Origin of the sequence: Pedobacter immunditicola, from assembly GCF_037482985.1 — a bacterium.
In the GTDB taxonomy this organism is placed as follows: Bacteria; Bacteroidota; Bacteroidia; order Sphingobacteriales; family Sphingobacteriaceae; genus Pedobacter; species Pedobacter immunditicola.
In genome coordinates this window covers 429652-446950 of record NZ_JBBHKC010000004.1, presented here as the reverse complement: position 1 = coordinate 446950, position 17299 = coordinate 429652, and the positions used below count along the sequence as shown (strand labels likewise).

Genomic DNA, 17299 nt, shown 5'->3' with positions numbered 1-17299 from the left:
TAAAAAGGAAAAGATCATGAGTAAAGAAAAGAATCCAAAGCACAGCGAACAACAACAAGGTAATCCTACCTCTGACCGTGCACATCACGATGTAAAAGAAGACAAAAAGATGCAGGGAATTTCGAATAGCGGTGGTCAGCGCTCAGATCAAACATCAAATAAAGATAACGCCCGCAAAAGAGAAAATAAAAGCTAAAAGTTTTCATCTGTTTATTGCTACTTGTTAGCTGTAAGCTTATGAAGGTTTCAAAAAGAGGTTGTAAATACAACCTCTTTTTATTTGCCCCAATTTTATATGTTTTAATGGAAGGGTAAGGAAGTAAGGATTAATTAAGCTTACTCGTTGATGATTGGCTTCAATGACGTGAATGAAGTGAGATATAATTGCCTTCTGTATCTTCAAAGGTTGCAAAATAACCGATTTCGGGCGTGATCTCTGTTTTAGCCTCAATGACTTTTCCGCCAGCCGCTTCTACTTTGCTTAATACAATATTCAGATCATTTCCCCCATTTAAATAAACCCTGGTTCCCTGGGTGGATGGCACCAAACCATCGCATTTAACAATGGCCCCGCCAACGGCATCGGGATCTTGTTCCATTAATAAAAAGCCCATCAAAGCTGGCCCCATCTGCATTTCCGGCATTTCAAAATCATAGATTTCGCTATAAAACTTTTTTGCGCGCTGGAAATCGTTAACAGGGATCTCTACCCAATTAACAGAATTTTTTATTTGCTCCATATTGTAACTTATTTAGGTATCGGTGATTAAAACTTTACTTTTTCAATTTTATCCTGAAACTTTAAATACTCGGGCAATGCCGCAGATCCATACCAGTTAAACAAGTCGGCAGCTAAAACTTTTGCCTTTATAGCGGGATCAGTATCCACAAGTACTTTGGCCTCTTCTAATGTTTTAACATTAAAAATAAAGATTCCTCGATAGGCTTGTTCGTTTTTCTCCAAAGGCCCCGCAACGATCAATTTACCATTGGCAGCCAGGCGGTTTATATTTTGCATATGACCTTTAAAAATACTATCTAAGGTAGCCTTGTCTGAAACCTTTGCTGTACCGGTTTTCAAAATAACCAGGACATACATTTTCATTCCGTTTTCATCGGCGCCCAAGGAATCAGCATAAGCCTTATCGTATTTGGGATTCTTATTTTGTGCAACAGCACCAAGCCCGATAAAAAAAAGGACTACAAAAAAACCTATTATCTTATTCATGTATAAATATAATTATTTCGCGTGATTTAATAATTTCATTTAAAAATAAGTTCCATTTCTACAGCTGATAAAATACCCAAAAGTGAGTATTGATGGCATTAACCCGACGCAATATCTTTGTATTAACGTCCTCAAAAGCTGCGGATATCCACCTCACCTTTAACCCATCAGATTATGAAAATTAAACTACTCTTAGCTGTTATTTTACTATCCGTAACCGTTCAGCTCAATGCGCAAGAAAGATCAGCATTCCGCGCAGGATATCTGCGACTGGGGATAAATGAATTGGGTGACCCGCTTGACCAAACCATGTCGCCGATAAGGAATATTTTTGATAGCAGATTTGGTGCTTCAGAAGGATTTGCCTTTGAATTTGGCCGTATCTATTATTTTGGTGGTAAAGACCATAAAGGTTTTCTTAATCTTGGCCTGGACTGGACAATGCTCTCCCTGAATTATAATAAACTGGATAAGTGGCAGGAATATGGTGAAAATTCAGGTGCTGAAACGATAGCTATCGGAGGGAAAAAACTGGCATTATCGGCATCCACCAGATTAGGTCCGGTGCTCTCCATTAATCTTGTTGAACATATAGTTATCGATGCACGTGTCCAACTCGCACCTACCCTTCGCTTTTTTGATTTCAATTACAGCGAAAACCAAGGCATGCCATCTGAACGCTACTTCAGCTTCACTAATTACAGCCGTGAAGCTGAAGAGGATGGCTTTGATGCAGAAAGTATTAAAAATCGAGTTTCATTCGGTCTAGCCAGAAGCTTCGGATTAACACTTCGCCGCAAGGCCCTAGGTGTATCCGCTGATTATATTTCTGGAGAGGTAAAGAACCATTACGAGGCAATTAACCCGAATTTCGGCGAAGCAAATGGTAAGGATAAAATTCCATTCCACACATTGCAAATGACGTTGAACCTTACGTTTTAATCGATTTCATAGCAAAAGCCTGACCCAATATAGCAATGGGTTAGGCTTTTAAGACAGCACATTAGACCAGGTTATAGGCTTGTGCAAACTTAACTGTATCATAATTATTTCTCAGGTTGAGTTTACTGCGCAGATTTCTACGATGTGTGTCTACCGTTGCTGGAGAAATAAAAAGCCGGTTCGATATTTCACCTGAATTCATCCCTAGAGCAATGCAACCCAATACCTCCTTTTCACGCTTGGTTAATTTATGAAATAAGGGCGATTTTTCTCTGTAGAAGTTAAGTTCTTCCATCATGCGGTTCACCTTCGTAGAAATATGATGTACAGGATCAATTTTATTTGCTATAGTGATAATATGAGTAGGTTTACCACCTTCATCCCTGAAAAAAACCTTGGTGTTACTGGCAAATATGACCCATTCCTTATTCTGTTGGTTAAGCACCTGTTGAAAATAACAAACTGACTCGTTAGAATTAGTATTCATCAAATAAGCAATCTTAGATAAGTATTCATTATGGAGTTCCTCGTGGCCTATCCCTATCCGGTTCAAACCATTCTGGTTCATGTAAATTACATCTAGATCTTCAGTTCTATGGATGATCAGTGCAGCAGGAAGTTCATCTGCAATAAGCATGATCTTTCCTAATCGCTGGTTAAAATTCTGTTGCGTGCGCTCATTCATTTTAATATCACTTAAATACCTAAAGTACAAAATATTAAGTAATTAATAATATTATTCAGTATACATTTAAATTACACACCTTTTTATTTAAATTTCATTCTAATGTAAGCAGGATGACTTGGAGGCTTGCGTGTCAGAATGATAAAACTTCATACGTTCCCGAACCAATTTCAATGATTATATGACCTTCCTCAAAACCTTTAACTTTATAATATGGATGACTTTCTAATAAATACCCATTAATGGTAACATTTTTAACATCCATGGAAGGAATGTATAAAGTTGCTTTGGTATTAACCGGGATGGTCACTTCCTGGTGCAATTGACTTCCTTTTTTTTCCCAGGACGATTTTATTAAACCGTTAATTGAGCGGTAAGAAGCCATAACCCTGTTTACGCCATTCTTTGCTATTTCCGGTTTAATGGTGAAGGTACGATAACCGGCATCGTTCGTCTTTATCCCCGCCATATTTTGAAACATCCATTCGTTGACAGCACCAAAAGAATAGTGGCTGAAAGAATTCATACTGGCATTGTGTTCGAAGCCTTTCTCTTTTATATAGCTATTCCAACGTTCCCAAATGGTTGTGGCACCATTTACCACTTCGAAGCCTAACGACGGATACTCCGTGCTCAACAATAATTGATAGGCAATATCTTGGTTTCCAGTTGCTGAAAGTGCAGGTAAAAGCGATTTGAATCCTAAAAAGCCAGTCGTGAGTTGATGGTTATTTGTTTGGACCAACTCCTTTAACCAATACCCAGCCATTTTCTGGTCCTCATGGCTTAATAACTGCATATATATGGCATTGGCATAAGCTGTTTGAGTATGGCCGTCGAAACCTAAATCACCGTCTACGTAACCAGCGCCATTTCCATAAGCCACTGCATTTGTTTTAAATTTGCCGTTTTGTTGTGAATAATGCTCAACGAAAGCTTTTTTAATGCTATCGAGGTCGCTTTGAAAGCGCAACTTCAATTCATTTTCGCCCAATGCTTCACACATCTCTGTTAATAGCTTAGCGCAATAGCCGTAATATAATGTAGCCAATAAATCTGGAGGGGTTTTTCTACCAATGGAAAGCCAATCCCCGAAGCCGCCCTTTGGATTAATTTCATTAAAAGAAGCTTCTTTGAAAAGAAAAGTATTTTTGCTCTTTTCCGCTAAAAAGCTCATAAATTTCAGCATGTAGGGTAGCGATTGCCGAAGAATGCGGGTATCACCATAGGCTTTATAAATCTCATAAGGACAAATGATGCCTGCTTCAGACCAACCAGGTGAATAGGTATCAGTGGAACGGATGGCAGATTCGCCTTTTTTGTTCACAGGCATTGGAGCATAAATCGGATAAGCTCCCGTTGGCCATTGGGAATCATTTAAATCAGTTATCCATTTGGTATGAAAGGCGGCAATATCATTGTTAAAGGTTGCGGACCGGATGTATACCTGTGCATCACCAGTCCAGCCTAATCTTTCATCACGCTGTGGGCAATCGGTTGGGATATCAAAATAGTTTGCCCTTTGTGTCCATACAATATTACTGTATAGCTGATTTAACATGGGATTATCAGTTTCAAAACTTCCGGCTTCAGGACTGGCAGCGCTTAACACTAGTCCAGTCATAAAATCAGCAGCTGGTTTTTTCTTTATACCGGTTACCTCAACATATTGAAAACCATGGTAAGTAAACTGAGGGCTCCATGATTCTCCATGCTCATCCCCTTTTAAAACATAGGTATCTGTTACGCGGGCTTTCCTTAAATTCTCCACCATGAGCGATCCGTCCGGATGCAGCATTTCGCCATATCTTAATATGACAGAATCCCCTTTCTTTCCCTTTAAGCTGATGCGCACAAAACCAGAAAAATTCTGTCCGAAGTTAACAATGTACTTCCCATCCTGTCGTTCAGTTATTTGTTTGGCGAATATTTTTGAAACAACCCTCACCGGATCACCAGGGTACATTTGGATCAACCTATCGGCTTTATCAGCATAAACACTTACCGATTTCCACGATGAGTCATTAAATCCATAATTGTTCCAGCCTTTAAGTTCAAGCCTTGCATCATAAGTTTCGCCTTGTAAGATATCCGATTCACGTAAGGGACCTTCAGCAGCCTTCCAAGTTTTATCTGTGACAATGACTTCCTTACTTCCGTCTATATATTCCACTTCCACCTGCGCTTTTAATAAAGGAACATCCCCATAAAACATATTTACCTGCGGAGAGCCAACCAGTAGTGCATATCCTAAATAACCAGCATACCAGCCAGCGGATAATACCGCAGCAAAAGCATTGTTACCTGATCTAAGTTCGTTACTAATGTCATAAGTCTGGTAGTAAACACGTTTATCATAGTCAGTCCAGCCCGGAGCAAAGTAATCTTCACCTATACGTTCCCCGTTGATGTAAAATTCATATAAACCCAAAGCCGTCACATAAAGCCGTGCAGATTTGATAGCCTTTTTTAACGTTTTATCCTTTCTTAGATAGGGGGCAGGTGGTAAATGGTAATTTTTTCCCTTTCCTAAATGATTTAAATCATAACCTATCCAGTTGCCCTTCCAGTCATTTTTAACATTCAAGCCCATTTCCCAGGAAGCGACATTACTCCATTTCCCTATTTCATTATTTTTATCCCAGCTTCTTACTTTCCACCACAATTTAGTTTTTGAAGAAAGTGGCTTTCCGCTATAAACGATTTGATTGGTGGCATTATTCATTATTTTCCCAGAATCCCAAAAATCCCCTTTATTGCTTTCGAGCAGTTGGGGAGATGAGGCTACTAAAATCTGGTAAGCACTTTGAAATTGGTTAGGTACTTTAGATCCCAGTTCCCAGCTTAATCGGGGTTGCAGCACATCAATGAAAGGATTTTCTTTATATTCAGTTCTTAAATAAACCGGAAGAAGATCCGTTTTTGCATATGCCTGTGCAATCACCATCATAAGTACCAGGGTTACCACCCCAGAAAAATAAGTTCTTATATTCATGACACTACCGTATTATTTTTACCCCTTTTGGCGCTTTGACTTCAGACTTGATTTTCCCGTTTTCTTGCCGGGTATGTTTAACATAAAGCAAACCATGTGGAGTAGGAAATGTTCCTTCCACAAATTTCAAATCACCGAGGTTAGGTTTAATTTCAATAACATCACTTCCGGGAGCAACAACCTTAATGCCTAAGACATGCCTGGTTAACCAGGAAGTTGGTCCGGAAGCCCAGCCATGACAAAGGCTGTGACGAAAGCCCAGGTAACAATAGGCGCCGTAATCGCCGTGAATATCTTTTTTACCTTCTGGCACCAACTCATCAATTCGGGAAGCATTAGGCACCCAGTCAAGATTAAAGTCCTCCCAGAAAGTAGTGGCGCCCAAATCAAGCATTGCCCCCCAATAATTGCGGATAACATCAAGAGATCCCTGGTAGTCACCAGCCATGGCCTTTGCCTCTAACATGTAATAGCCATAAAAAGTAGAGAAATTGGCTGCTCCACCGACAGACAGTACGTTATCATTAGCCTGCTTCGCAGGTATTATTCCTGCAATGGCCATTAATGCGGCTGCTTGTTTTGATCCATTTGCCTCAGGGATATACTGTTTTAAACGATTCACCGTTTCATTACAAAGCTTTTCGTTTTCTTTATCGCCTAATATCTGGTTAAGCTTAGCTGCAGTCGCCAAAGACCAAACCGTCATTGCCTGTAAACCAGCATGAATAGCTTTGGGGTTTTCACTGGATGGCCAATCGAGAAACCGGGTGCCGTCCATCTTTTCCCTGTTCTGTTCATCGATTTTGGAGATAATCTGCCGCACCAAACCATCCAGGTATTTCTTTTGCTCCCTTAAATATTCTTTATTACCATGCTGCATATACCAGTCGTAGTGTAGAATGATCCACCACATGGAGTAAGTACTTATTCCATTCATCCAACCGGGCAAAGGGGTTATATCTCTTGAAAAATCAAGACTCTTAGGCACTACTTCGTTGTATCCAAATACAGTGTTAACGGTAGCTACTTCCGGATGTAAATCCCCTACCCACACCAAACGATCACGTTTTATACCATCCCAAAGATAATCCTGCATATTGAGATGTACGGTGTAAGCACCAGTTTCCCAGATCTTATTTAACCTTTCATCGCTGCTTTTAAATGACCCCAGGTACGGGATGTCGCGATAAGTGAAAATAGCCCGTACTTCTTTAAGTGGCAACCTCACACTATCATCCAACAGATCGATCCGAACAAACCTGAACCCACTCTCACCAATTTTAATCTTCCCTAACCATGGCACTGCCATTTTGAAATCCCTGACCGCATGATCATTGGTCGCTCCTTTTTCACCTATGTCTGCCATCGCCTCACTTGCAGATTCACCAAAGCGAATTCGGAGGTTGACCGGCTGCTGGGTTGGGCCACTCATGCCGGTCACTATCTCAAGTCCCCCATGTAATTCCTTGCCGAAATCAAGTAAGATACTGGCTTTGTTTCCGGAGCTTCCATTCTCTAGTACGCTTATATGCTGACTCATCAGATCCGCCTGCCCTACTCCGGGTTGAAGTAAATGCTTACTGTTCGTGACGTTTCCAGCCTGCCAAAGTATATGAACAGGAGAGATGTATTTGCTGATAAATTCACTGGCTGCTGATTGCTGTGCTTTTGCTCCAATCATTAACAAACTGAAAGCACAAAGCAGCAATGCTTTTTTAAGTGTTATCGATAATTTCATTTAGCTAATGACATTAATTTACCCTGGGACTGAACAATTGCGCTAGCCACACTTTGAATGCGGACTTTTCTTTTCCGTTACCCGCAGAAGCATAATCGATCAAGTTGATTTCAAAAGGCTTTCCTGCCGTTTCGGCATAAGATTCAGGAATAAATAAAGCCGTATACTGCATCCATAGGTTATCGTTTTTGTCCGACGAAACGGCCGTTAACTTTATATAACCTTCTTTATCCAGGACCGGTCGGTTAACGGTGACCAATTGGGTCCCATCAAAACGAGCGTCCCTGGCCAGAACAATTGGGCCCCTTGAAATTGCGGCAAACTTCCTCTCGGCACCATGCAAATCCAACCTGCCACGCATGTCCAGTTCCAAGCTAATCGCATCGTTTGCTGTCCAGCCCCTGCTTATTTCCAGAAACTCACCCGCCTGAACGCCAGAGATTTCTTTACCATTAACAATCACCTTGTTTTTTTTACTCCAGGCAGGGATCCTAAGCTGAAGCGTCATTTGCTCCTTGCCGGTTAAGTCCATCGATAAATTGATCTTTCCTGATTGCGGGAAGTCTGTCTGCTGCATTAGGGTAACTTTCTTTCCACGGGGAGTTTTTAGTACATAAGACCCCTCGACATAAAAATTCACAGCCAAACCTTTAGCCGTTGACATGACGGTGGTTAAGGGTAGCGTAAACTGCCCACGGGGACCACTGGCATTACAGCAATTTAAGTCCATTCCACATTGTCCGCTGCCTGGAAGCCGTTCCCCATTTAAAGGTGTATATTTTGCCCAGTCTGACGAATCAAAGTTCAGGGATCCCAATAAGGCGTTATAGTAAGACCGCTCGATCTCATCTGCATATTTTGAATCCCCGGTAAGCTTCAGCAACTGTTGATTTAACTTTATCCAGGTTACGGTTACACAGGTTTCCTGGAAATGTGAAATTGGTATGGTCTGCAATTCCTTTCCTCCAAACCACATTTCTTCTGAAGCACCAGAACCTGTAATATTGATTTCTGTATTTTTAATACTTTCCCAGGTTTTTTCCACTGCATCTTTATAAAGCTCATTCCCCGTTAGCCTGTAAAGCTCCAGTAAACCTTCATAACAAGACATCATTTCGTAGGCCTTCTGTCCCTGTTCAGGGCTATACCACGATTCAGGTTCCGGGAAACGTTTACTTACTGCCACATTGGCTTTGCTGATTAAGTTAGGCCCTTGGGGAGTTTCCCATTGCCGGACAATCTCCTTCGCGAAAGCTAAATACTTTTCGTTTTTAGTGAAGCGATATAATTTAATAACGGGCTCAAGAACAGAAGAAGCAGCCATCCCCCTGTAATTGCCTTTATTGACAATGAGGCCATCTTCATCTTTAATTTCCTTCATGAGATGATCAGCAACTTTTACCGCAGCTGCCAGACTGGCTTTATCTTTTGTTAATTCGTAAAAATCTAATAGACCAAGCATGGTATATTTTCTGCCCCAAATATCCCATTGCTCCAGGTGGTGTTCTTTACTGTAATTCCCGATATAGCCATCAGGGCTTTGTGTGGCTATAATCCCATTTTTAGCTTCCTCAAGGAGCTTCATTAAAGCCGGTTCAGGGCGGTATTTGTAGGCTAAAACTGCTGATGTAAACCATTTACCCCAAAACTCACTTTGCCATAAACGAGTTTCGTGTCTTTGGCGAAATGGTGCAATTAAATGAGCTATATCCTGGGCCAGGATGCGGTTTTGGTAAGACTGATCTAATTTTTTACCAATATGGCCTTGCACCTTGCTATGATGCGCCATCACAAAGCTGTCATTTACTTTTTGGTTTAACGCCTGTGCATTAACCATAACCGACTGTAAAACAACGAACAACAATACATATAATATCTTCATATCAGTTTATTTATATACTTGTGTTTTTTATGCTGACCACCAACTTATGCCCGCCGGCACCAAGCTCTTTACGCAGCTTATTGTGTTTAAATGTTGCCGTCGCATTTGGAGGAACGACAATAGAGAAATGCACCTGGTCACCCTTTTTCTTCCAGGCGGAGTAGATTTCTCCATACGGACTTTGAAAGCTGGTTTCGAAATGATCAAGGGCTGCCACGACATGAGGCTCCACAAAGAAATGTTTAAATCCAGGCTGGCGCTCATCAGGCCTTATGCCACCCAGGGCTTTGTAAAGCCAGGCCCCTATTTCACCAAACATCATGTGATTGAAGGAGATATCCCGTTCGGCATTGATATCCCAATTCTCGTATAAGGTAGTGGCACCATTTGCAATCCACCACCCCCAGGATGGGTAAGTGTCCTGAGCGGCTAATTTGTAGGCAATCTCGGGATGACCATTTTCACTTAAAGCATTCAGGATGGCCTTGGCTCCTAACACGCCTACATCAATATGCATCCCGTCGGCTTCTACTCTTTCTGCAAGGCGGGCAGCAACCTTGCTGATTAGCTGTTCAGGTACAATTCCCCACTGCAGAGGCACACTTAATTCAGTCTGCGTACCTGTTGCATAGATTCCTGTTTCAACGTTTAGATACTTTTTGTTGATCGCAGTTTTAATCTTTTCTGCTAAAGCAGTGTAGTACTCAAAATCAGCCGACTTATTTAACATTTGAGCTGTTTTAGCTAAAATCAAGGCATCTACATAAAAATATATAGAGGAAGTAAGCTCGAGTGATGATTTAGATTTCACGGGAACCCAGTCGCCACGCCCAAAAGTGGTGAGCCCCGCCGGACTGATACTTTCGACATAATCAACGTACTTTTTAATATTCGGATATGTCTTTTTCAATAAACTGTTATCTCCGTAAAACATATAAATATTCCATGGAATAATGGCAATGGTACTGGTCCAATCCGTTCCATTTGCCGTTCCATAGCCCCAGCCTCCAGTTGGAATAATGTCCGGAAGTACACCGTTTTGCTGCTGCTCATCACGATGGTCGGCAATCCACTTTTCATAAACCGTGATGCCATCGAAGTTAAACAAGGCCGTTTCAATGGCAAAATGACCATCGCCTGTCCAGCCGTTTTTCTCCCGCTGAGGGCAGTCTGTCGGGTAACCAAAGAGGTTGGAGAGATAAGAATTATTGGTGGCTTTCCACACCTTGTTGATCAATGGGCTTGATGAGTTAAGTGTCCCTTTTACAGGCACATCGCTGTGCATAAAATGTGCCTTAAGGCTGTTTTTATCCAGGCTAATGGGTTTGTTGCTGGTTACTTCAACGTATTGAAAACCCTTATAGTTAAACCTTGGCATAAACTGTTCTTTGCCCCTCCCTTTTAGAATAAAGATATCTGTCTGGAAGGGATCCTGATTGTCAACAGGTTTGTAATAAACATCTATATTAGACAGGTCAACCCTTCCATCCTTATGCAATCGCTCGCCATGTTTCAACCGGATGACCGTACCATTTTCACCATTGACTTCAATTTCACTCACGCCGGCGATATTCTGTCCGATATCGAATACCCATGTGGTATCATTTATTTTGTTGATGCTTTTTGCGGGTATCTCCCTCACGTTCCTGATGGGATGCATAGCCTGGGCAACAATGTTTGCCGAAGGCGCTTTACGGATGATGACGTCCTTCCATTGACGGTCATCAAAATCAACGGTATTCCATCCCGGTTGTTCCAATCGGGCATCATAATGCTCAGCTGTATAAATACTATTGAGGATAACCGGACTTAAGCTGGTTTTCCAATCCTGGTCAGAAGCAATAATTGCGGTCGACCCGTCTTCATAAGTAATCCTTAAGTTTAGACAGAATGCCGGCCTGTTCCGCCAGGGTGCTTTATCGAAATTCCAGACAGCCAGGGACTGGTGGTTGTACCAGCCATTCCCTAATAAAACCCCAATGGCGTTACTTCCCTTTTTCAATTGCGCCGTCACGTCGTAAGTCACATAAACATTTCGCTTATCGAAACGGGTATAAACGGGGTCAAGCCTGTGGTTACCTATTTTTTTACCATTAATATATAACTCATATAAACCCCCGACAGCGATATAGGCTCTTGCACTGGCGATCTTTTTGGGTACGCTCACTAATTTTCGGAAATAGGGTGCGGGCTTTAAATTTATATCCTTTGTATCCGCAATCCATGAGCCTTTCCAATTGTTGATATCCATCATACCCATCTCAAAAGATGCTGCTTTTTTAGTTCGGTATTCCTTGCCATCCTTATCCCACACTAAAACTTTCCAGAAATATTTTGTAAAAGGCTCCAGGGCTTTTCCGCCATAGCTTTCCAGATTTACATCCTTCACTAATTTACCACTGTCCCATATTTCACCCGAACCTTTCGCGACTGCTAATGAATCTTTTCCCACTAAAATTCGATAAGCACTTTGTTTAGCCCCGTTGCTTTTGTCTGCGATTTTCCACGTAAAACGTGGTGATCCGGCATCTAATCCAATTGGATTTATTAAATATTCACATTGAAGGTCATAAATTACCCGATTCGAATGCCCGTTTGAAGACATTGTAGCCGATGCCATAGCAATCGTCAAGAAAATTGATGCTTGTAATATTCTTTTAAATACCGATTTCATAGATGTAGCTTTTAATAACAGCTGAAAATAACTATTCCACGTTGAATTCTTGTGACCCTTCAGACAGTTCTATTATCTTTTTGTTCCACATGAATTTACCAGAGAGTTTTGAAGGTAAGGTGATCTTAGCGCTTAAGCCCATTTTTCCTTTCCTTTTTAATACCACTGTAATTAGTCCGAGTGGATGAGGCATGGTGCCCGTTGCGTTTTTTAACTCCCCCAGGGCAGGTTTTATGTTCACAGCAGAAAACCCATGATTGGCGGGCATAATTCCACAGATGGTGGCCAGAAAATCATAATTGGGACTAGCGCTCCATGCATGACAATCTGAACGTGCCGGCTCTGGCTTTTCAGCAAAAGTGGTTAATCCATTGGCCAGCATATCACGCCATGGTGTCAACTGACCGTAGTATAAATTAGCCATATCGGCTTCCTTCAAGGCTTGATTTAAATAAAACCGGTAATAAAAGGTTGCAGGACCAATGGTTTTATCTTCCAGCACACGACGCATCACCTCTTGGTATTGGTCTTTCGGGATGGCATTGGTTAATACCCCCATGATACTGGCGTGCTGACTAAAAGCTGCCATTTCGGGCGTATTGGCCATTAGCCCTCTGTTTTTGTCGAAACACAAGTTGTAAGTGCGGTTACCAATTTTTGTCGCCAGCTCCTGGTAATGTTTTGCCCGCTCTGCCTGACCATGATATTCAAATATTTTGGCTGCCTGCTGGAGTGTGTAAACATACTGTAAAGTGATAACAGCTGAATTACCATCATCAGCACCATCAGGCACTCCATTTGGAAATACATCTGTATAATCAACAAAATTCCACCAGGGCATTGGACCTAACATCCCTTTATCTTTATCCATATGCCGGTCATACCAATCCAAAACACTGTTTATACCCGTTAAGAATTTAGCAGTAAACAGCTTATCATCCCTGTGCATCGAATAATCATAAATCATGGAAACCCACCAGAGCGAGAACGGAGGGATAACCTGCAGGCGGTTACTTGGATAACGCCCTTGTGTCAGTCCTTCAGGCACCATTGAATGATAAAAGTCAAGTATAGCTTTACGTGCTAAACGATCATCACCAGAAACATATAAGGAAATTAAAGCCTGGATTCTTGTATCCGCTTCATATTGTAATTGTTCATAATAAGGGCAATCATAATAGGTTTCTCCTGCACATAAACGTGCAGTTCTCCAGCCGACATCCCAAATTTTATTCAGTGAAGGATCACTGCTGCTGAAACTCGCTTTTTCCTCAAAGGGATACCCTGTATACATTCCATATAAATCCTCGACGATTAAAGGTTCAGCTGAAGTTGTGATGTCCAATTGCAGATAACGATACGTGCGCAACCATAAAGGCCGGAATGTTCTTTTCTCTCCGCCATCGGCAATGAAAACATCATAATTACCTTGGATATGCATGTTCTCAATTTCATTCCGGTTTTTCTTGTTGCCATTTATATCTACTAAAGCTTCGGCGTAGGTCATTTTAACAGCTGCCCCCTTTCCTTTGCTGACCAGCAATTCCGGATAGGCAACCGTATTAAAAGTTTGATCCAGCAGTATACTTATCTTTTGATTAGGAGGAATAACTAATTGATGTTTACCTTTTAAAAAGCCATCATCAGCTTTGATACCTTCAGCCCGGCGAACTGATAAAATGCGTTGTTTTGTTTCCTCCATATGAGGTATATTCCTTGGCACCAGGGTCCATAAATTATCCGTACCCTTACCAAATGGAACAGGTGTGGTGACGCTTGCCGCCTTCACCCAATTTTTATCATCAAATGCCAATAGCTCCCAACCCCATGGGAAAGAACCCGCGTCTACCTGGTCACCGGGACCGATCACCATATAAGCTTTCAATCTTGGTCCGTTGTCTGTAGAACAAGGTGAATAAGCAGGATTTTTATACACTTTCCAGGAATGGTCCGTATTAACGATCTGTTCTGCTTGCGTATCGCCCTGAACCAGGAAAGCCGTCTGGTTAGAAACCTGAGCAACCGGGGCGTGCGTGCCCATATTCCAAACCATTGCCGCCAATATATTTTCACCGGCTTTTAAATAAGGCGCAATATCAACGGTTTCGAAATACCAATTGTATAAATCACCTCTTGCAGGCCCTAACAACACCGGCTGCCCGTTAACGAAAAAACGGTAACGATTGTCGGCCGATACGTGAATGACAAACTTTTGTGGTACTGCATTGATCTTAATTGACTTGCGAAAATGAAAAACCCCATAATCTTTTTGCGGAACATCCGGACAGCTGATCCAGCGGGAAGGCCATGATTTACTTAAAAGCGCTGAATTTACTTGTAGGTCCTGCCCTTTTACGGATAGGCACCCAAGAAAATAGACCATAACTATTAGGTATCTTTTCATAATCAATTAAATTTATATCATTCTACTTCGTCATTCTTTTATGGTTTGGAGCAGCATAAAACTTTAATTCTATCAGATCATTTGGCACCGCATGATTGTTCCATGAGTCATGTATTGCTAAGGCTGTACCCATAGCTGTCGCCTGAGCCATGGAGGCCGCAAACACTTCCATTTCAGGAAACACCTGCGACAGGAGGTTCATATAGATGGCATTTTTACTAAATCCACCGTCTACAAAAATTCTATTAACAGTAGAATTATTCAAAACTAATTGTGTCGCATTTTTTTGCTCCGTCACCAGATGAAGCATTAAAACATAGTAGGCTTCAATGTCATCCGAAAAAGAGTCGAGTGTTCTTTTTGAAAATGGCACACTGAGGTCATTTTTATCCAAACGATCCAATACACTCCTATTGAATTGGAGGTACTTGTATTTTGCCGCGGGCTGGTTGAAATATTCAGAAATCCGCTTTACTTCCTTCTCATGTTCGTAGCCTGCAAACAAACGAGACGCCTTAACTGGCGTTCCCTGGTATTGCATATAGCATAAGCAATCGGCTTCTAATTCTTCTTTTGTAAGCGGACTCGCATTGAAGGGATTGAAACTAATGCACCATGTACCTGTTGAAATGAGGATAAAGGGTTCAGTAAAGCTCACCAGGTAAGGAATTAAGGCGGCGGAACTATCATGCAAGCCTATTCCGACCCCATAATTGTTACCTGGAAAGGCAGCTGGGAAAATGGTATCAGCAGCAACTATCGGCGCTAATTTCTCTAATATACCCTCTTCCTCCAGCCATGGATGGTATTTATTGTTTTCAAAATCCCATAAGTTAGTGTGGCAGCCAATACTTGTGATATCCGAATACACTTTCCCTGAGATGAGAAAGCTGAGGTATTGCGGAAGATGAAGTGCATATTTAATTCTTTCAAATAACGCTGGCTGTTCTTTTTTAATCCGGTAAAGCTGCATGCCGGAATTTAAACTCCCTAAAACAGGCGAAGATGTCTGGTGGGAGAAGTACTCCTCACCACCAAATTTGGAATAAAACTCCTTTTTAAGTTCTTCGGGATAAGGCTTTAAGTAATTATACAAAGGAGTTAATGGCCGGCCATCTTCACCAATGTAAACGAAACTTGCCCCGTAACTGGAAAAATTAATCGCTTTAATATCGAATTCAGCTTTACGGAATACTTCATGGAGTGAATCAAAGACCGATAGCCTTAAACTCTCCAGATTTTCACAAGGAAAACCGTCTTCATCCAGGGTTTCCAGAAACCTTGCTGAACGCTCAAAAACTATTTTATATTGCTCATCGAACAAAAAGAGCTTTTTATTAGTCTTTCCGACATCAAACACAGCTACAACAGGTTTTTTCATCAATATAATTTGTTTTTCAATGGTGATGAAGCTATCATAAGCTTATGATGGTCTTCATTTATAATCCCGTTGCAATGGTTTCAAAACCTCTGGCATTAACCAGTTCTTTTCGAAGCTCCATGTCCCGATAGAGCCCTATAGGATTTAAGGCGCCACCAGCCCTTAATCTCGCCTCAGCCACCAACGGTCGCACATCCGTACGGAAAGCATGTTGCAGAATTTCTTGTGCCTGTGTGACATCATTCTTATCCTGTGCTTCTTTCAAAGCTTTCTTATCCACCAGCAAGGCTTGAGCATAAGCAATCATGATGGCTTCAACAGATTGCAATAAATCTTCAAGCGGATCTTTAACATTGTGAGAGGCGTCAATCATCCAGCCCAAATCTGAAGCATGGTTCATATTGCGCTCATCCATTCCCTGGATCAGTTCATTAAATATAAGGAACAACTGGTAAGGCTTGATGCTTCCAGCAGTCAGGTCATCATCACCATATTTGGAGTCATTAAAATGGAAGCCACCTAATTTCTCTTCCATCAATAACAAGGAGACAATTTGTTCTATATTGGCATTAGGCAAATGATGGCCCAAATCAACCAGGGTGTACGCTTGTGGGCCCAGCTTAGTGGCATACAATAAGGACTGCCCCCAATCTCCAACAGTGCTGGAGTAGAAATTAGGCTCAAAGGCTTTATATTCTACGAACATTTTCCAGTCGGCCGGCAAAGCAGCGTAAATCTGTTTTAAGCTCTCCAGTGTATTTTGAAATGCATTTTTAAAGTTCAATTGTCCGGGGAAGCAGGAGCCATCGGCCAGCCATACCGTTAACGATTTTGAACCCAGTTCTATGCCCTGTTTAATGACCTCAATATTATGTTTAATGGCTTGTTTTCTTACTGCAGGGTCAACATGTTGCAGAGAACCGAATTTATAACTTTCATGCTGGTCTTTCTGATCCTGAAAGGTATTAGAGTTCACCGCATCAAAGCGCAGGCCGTATTCGCTTGCCAATGCCTTTACAGCTTCCATATCTTCCACTACGTCCCAGGGAAAATGAAGTGAAATCGCACCGCTTGATTGGTTCAGCTGATGGAGCAAGCCTACGTCTTGGATCTTTTCCAACAAATTGCGCGGTTCACCTTTACCGGCAAAGCGACCAAAACGTGTTCCTCCGTTACCCAATGCCCAGCTTGGTATCGCAATCTGGAAATCAGTTAACTTCCTGATGATGTTTTCACCATCAGGAACCTGTTCAGTTAAAAAATTATATTTATGATCATGTGCTTCTTTCGATTGGCTGTTATGCTCATTGATCGCATTCTCGTTTAATGTCTTCATCAGTTTATATTTGGTTATCAAAATTTCAACCGTA

At 41.6% G+C, this 17299-nt stretch carries 12 protein-coding genes; 2 read left to right on the top strand and 10 right to left on the bottom strand.

The genetic code is table 11. From position 1 onward, the window contains the following. Nucleotides 1-16: 16 nt before the first annotated feature. Entirely contained in the window at nucleotides 17-196 is a 180-nt protein-coding gene (locus WG905_RS09400; RefSeq protein ID WP_339591456.1) for a hypothetical protein, read from the top strand. Between the two features lie 160 nt (nucleotides 197-356). Here the strand turns inward: WG905_RS09400 and WG905_RS09395 are convergent, their stop codons facing one another. After that, nucleotides 357-740, bottom strand: coding sequence for a VOC family protein (locus WG905_RS09395; protein WP_339591455.1), 384 nt, complete (start codon nucleotides 738-740; stop codon nucleotides 357-359). 26 nt (nucleotides 741-766) lie between these two features. Next, nucleotides 767-1228, bottom strand: coding sequence for a YciI family protein (locus WG905_RS09390; protein WP_339591454.1), 462 nt, complete (start codon nucleotides 1226-1228; stop codon nucleotides 767-769). A gap of 174 nt (nucleotides 1229-1402) precedes the next feature. Here WG905_RS09390 and WG905_RS09385 point away from each other — a divergent pair, with 174 nt between their 5' ends. Further along, nucleotides 1403-2170 carry a hypothetical protein gene (locus WG905_RS09385; RefSeq protein WP_339591453.1) on the top strand — a complete coding sequence of 256 codons (768 nt, stop codon included), beginning with the start codon at nucleotides 1403-1405 and terminating at the stop codon, nucleotides 2168-2170. A 61-nt stretch (nucleotides 2171-2231) separates the two neighbouring features. Here WG905_RS09385 and WG905_RS09380 read toward each other — a convergent pair whose 3' ends face one another. From WG905_RS09380 to WG905_RS09345, 8 genes are all read right to left on the bottom strand, one after another. Further along, the gene (locus WG905_RS09380; protein ID WP_339591452.1) at nucleotides 2232-2855 is read right to left on the bottom strand and encodes a response regulator transcription factor; all 624 of its coding nucleotides are present in this window, start codon (nucleotides 2853-2855) and stop codon (nucleotides 2232-2234) included. A 133-nt stretch (nucleotides 2856-2988) separates the two neighbouring features. Continuing rightward, nucleotides 2989-5850 carry a family 78 glycoside hydrolase catalytic domain gene (locus WG905_RS09375; RefSeq protein WP_339591451.1) on the bottom strand — a complete coding sequence of 954 codons (2862 nt, stop codon included), beginning with the start codon at nucleotides 5848-5850 and terminating at the stop codon, nucleotides 2989-2991. Nucleotides 5851-5854: 4 nt separating this feature from the next. Next, the gene (locus tag WG905_RS09370) at nucleotides 5855-7588 is read right to left on the bottom strand and encodes an alpha-L-rhamnosidase-related protein (protein ID WP_339591450.1); all 1734 of its coding nucleotides are present in this window, start codon (nucleotides 7586-7588) and stop codon (nucleotides 5855-5857) included. A gap of 13 nt (nucleotides 7589-7601) precedes the next feature. Then, complete coding sequence (locus WG905_RS09365) at nucleotides 7602-9470, bottom strand: glycoside hydrolase family 127 protein (RefSeq protein WP_339591449.1); 1869 nt, start codon at nucleotides 9468-9470, stop codon at nucleotides 7602-7604. A gap of 10 nt (nucleotides 9471-9480) precedes the next feature. Further along, a complete protein-coding gene (locus WG905_RS09360; RefSeq protein ID WP_339591448.1) occupies nucleotides 9481-12144 on the bottom strand; it encodes an alpha-L-rhamnosidase in 2664 nt (887 codons plus the stop codon). A gap of 31 nt (nucleotides 12145-12175) precedes the next feature. Further along, on the bottom strand, nucleotides 12176-14548 hold the full coding sequence (locus WG905_RS09355) for a family 78 glycoside hydrolase catalytic domain (RefSeq protein ID WP_339591447.1): 2373 nt from the start codon (nucleotides 14546-14548) through the stop codon (nucleotides 12176-12178). A gap of 22 nt (nucleotides 14549-14570) precedes the next feature. Then, entirely contained in the window at nucleotides 14571-15929 is a 1359-nt protein-coding gene (locus tag WG905_RS09350) for an FGGY-family carbohydrate kinase (RefSeq protein WP_339591446.1), read from the bottom strand. Nucleotides 15930-15987: 58 nt separating this feature from the next. Next, the gene (locus WG905_RS09345; protein ID WP_339591445.1) at nucleotides 15988-17265 is read right to left on the bottom strand and encodes a sugar isomerase; all 1278 of its coding nucleotides are present in this window, start codon (nucleotides 17263-17265) and stop codon (nucleotides 15988-15990) included. Between the last annotated feature and the right edge of the window lie 34 nt (nucleotides 17266-17299).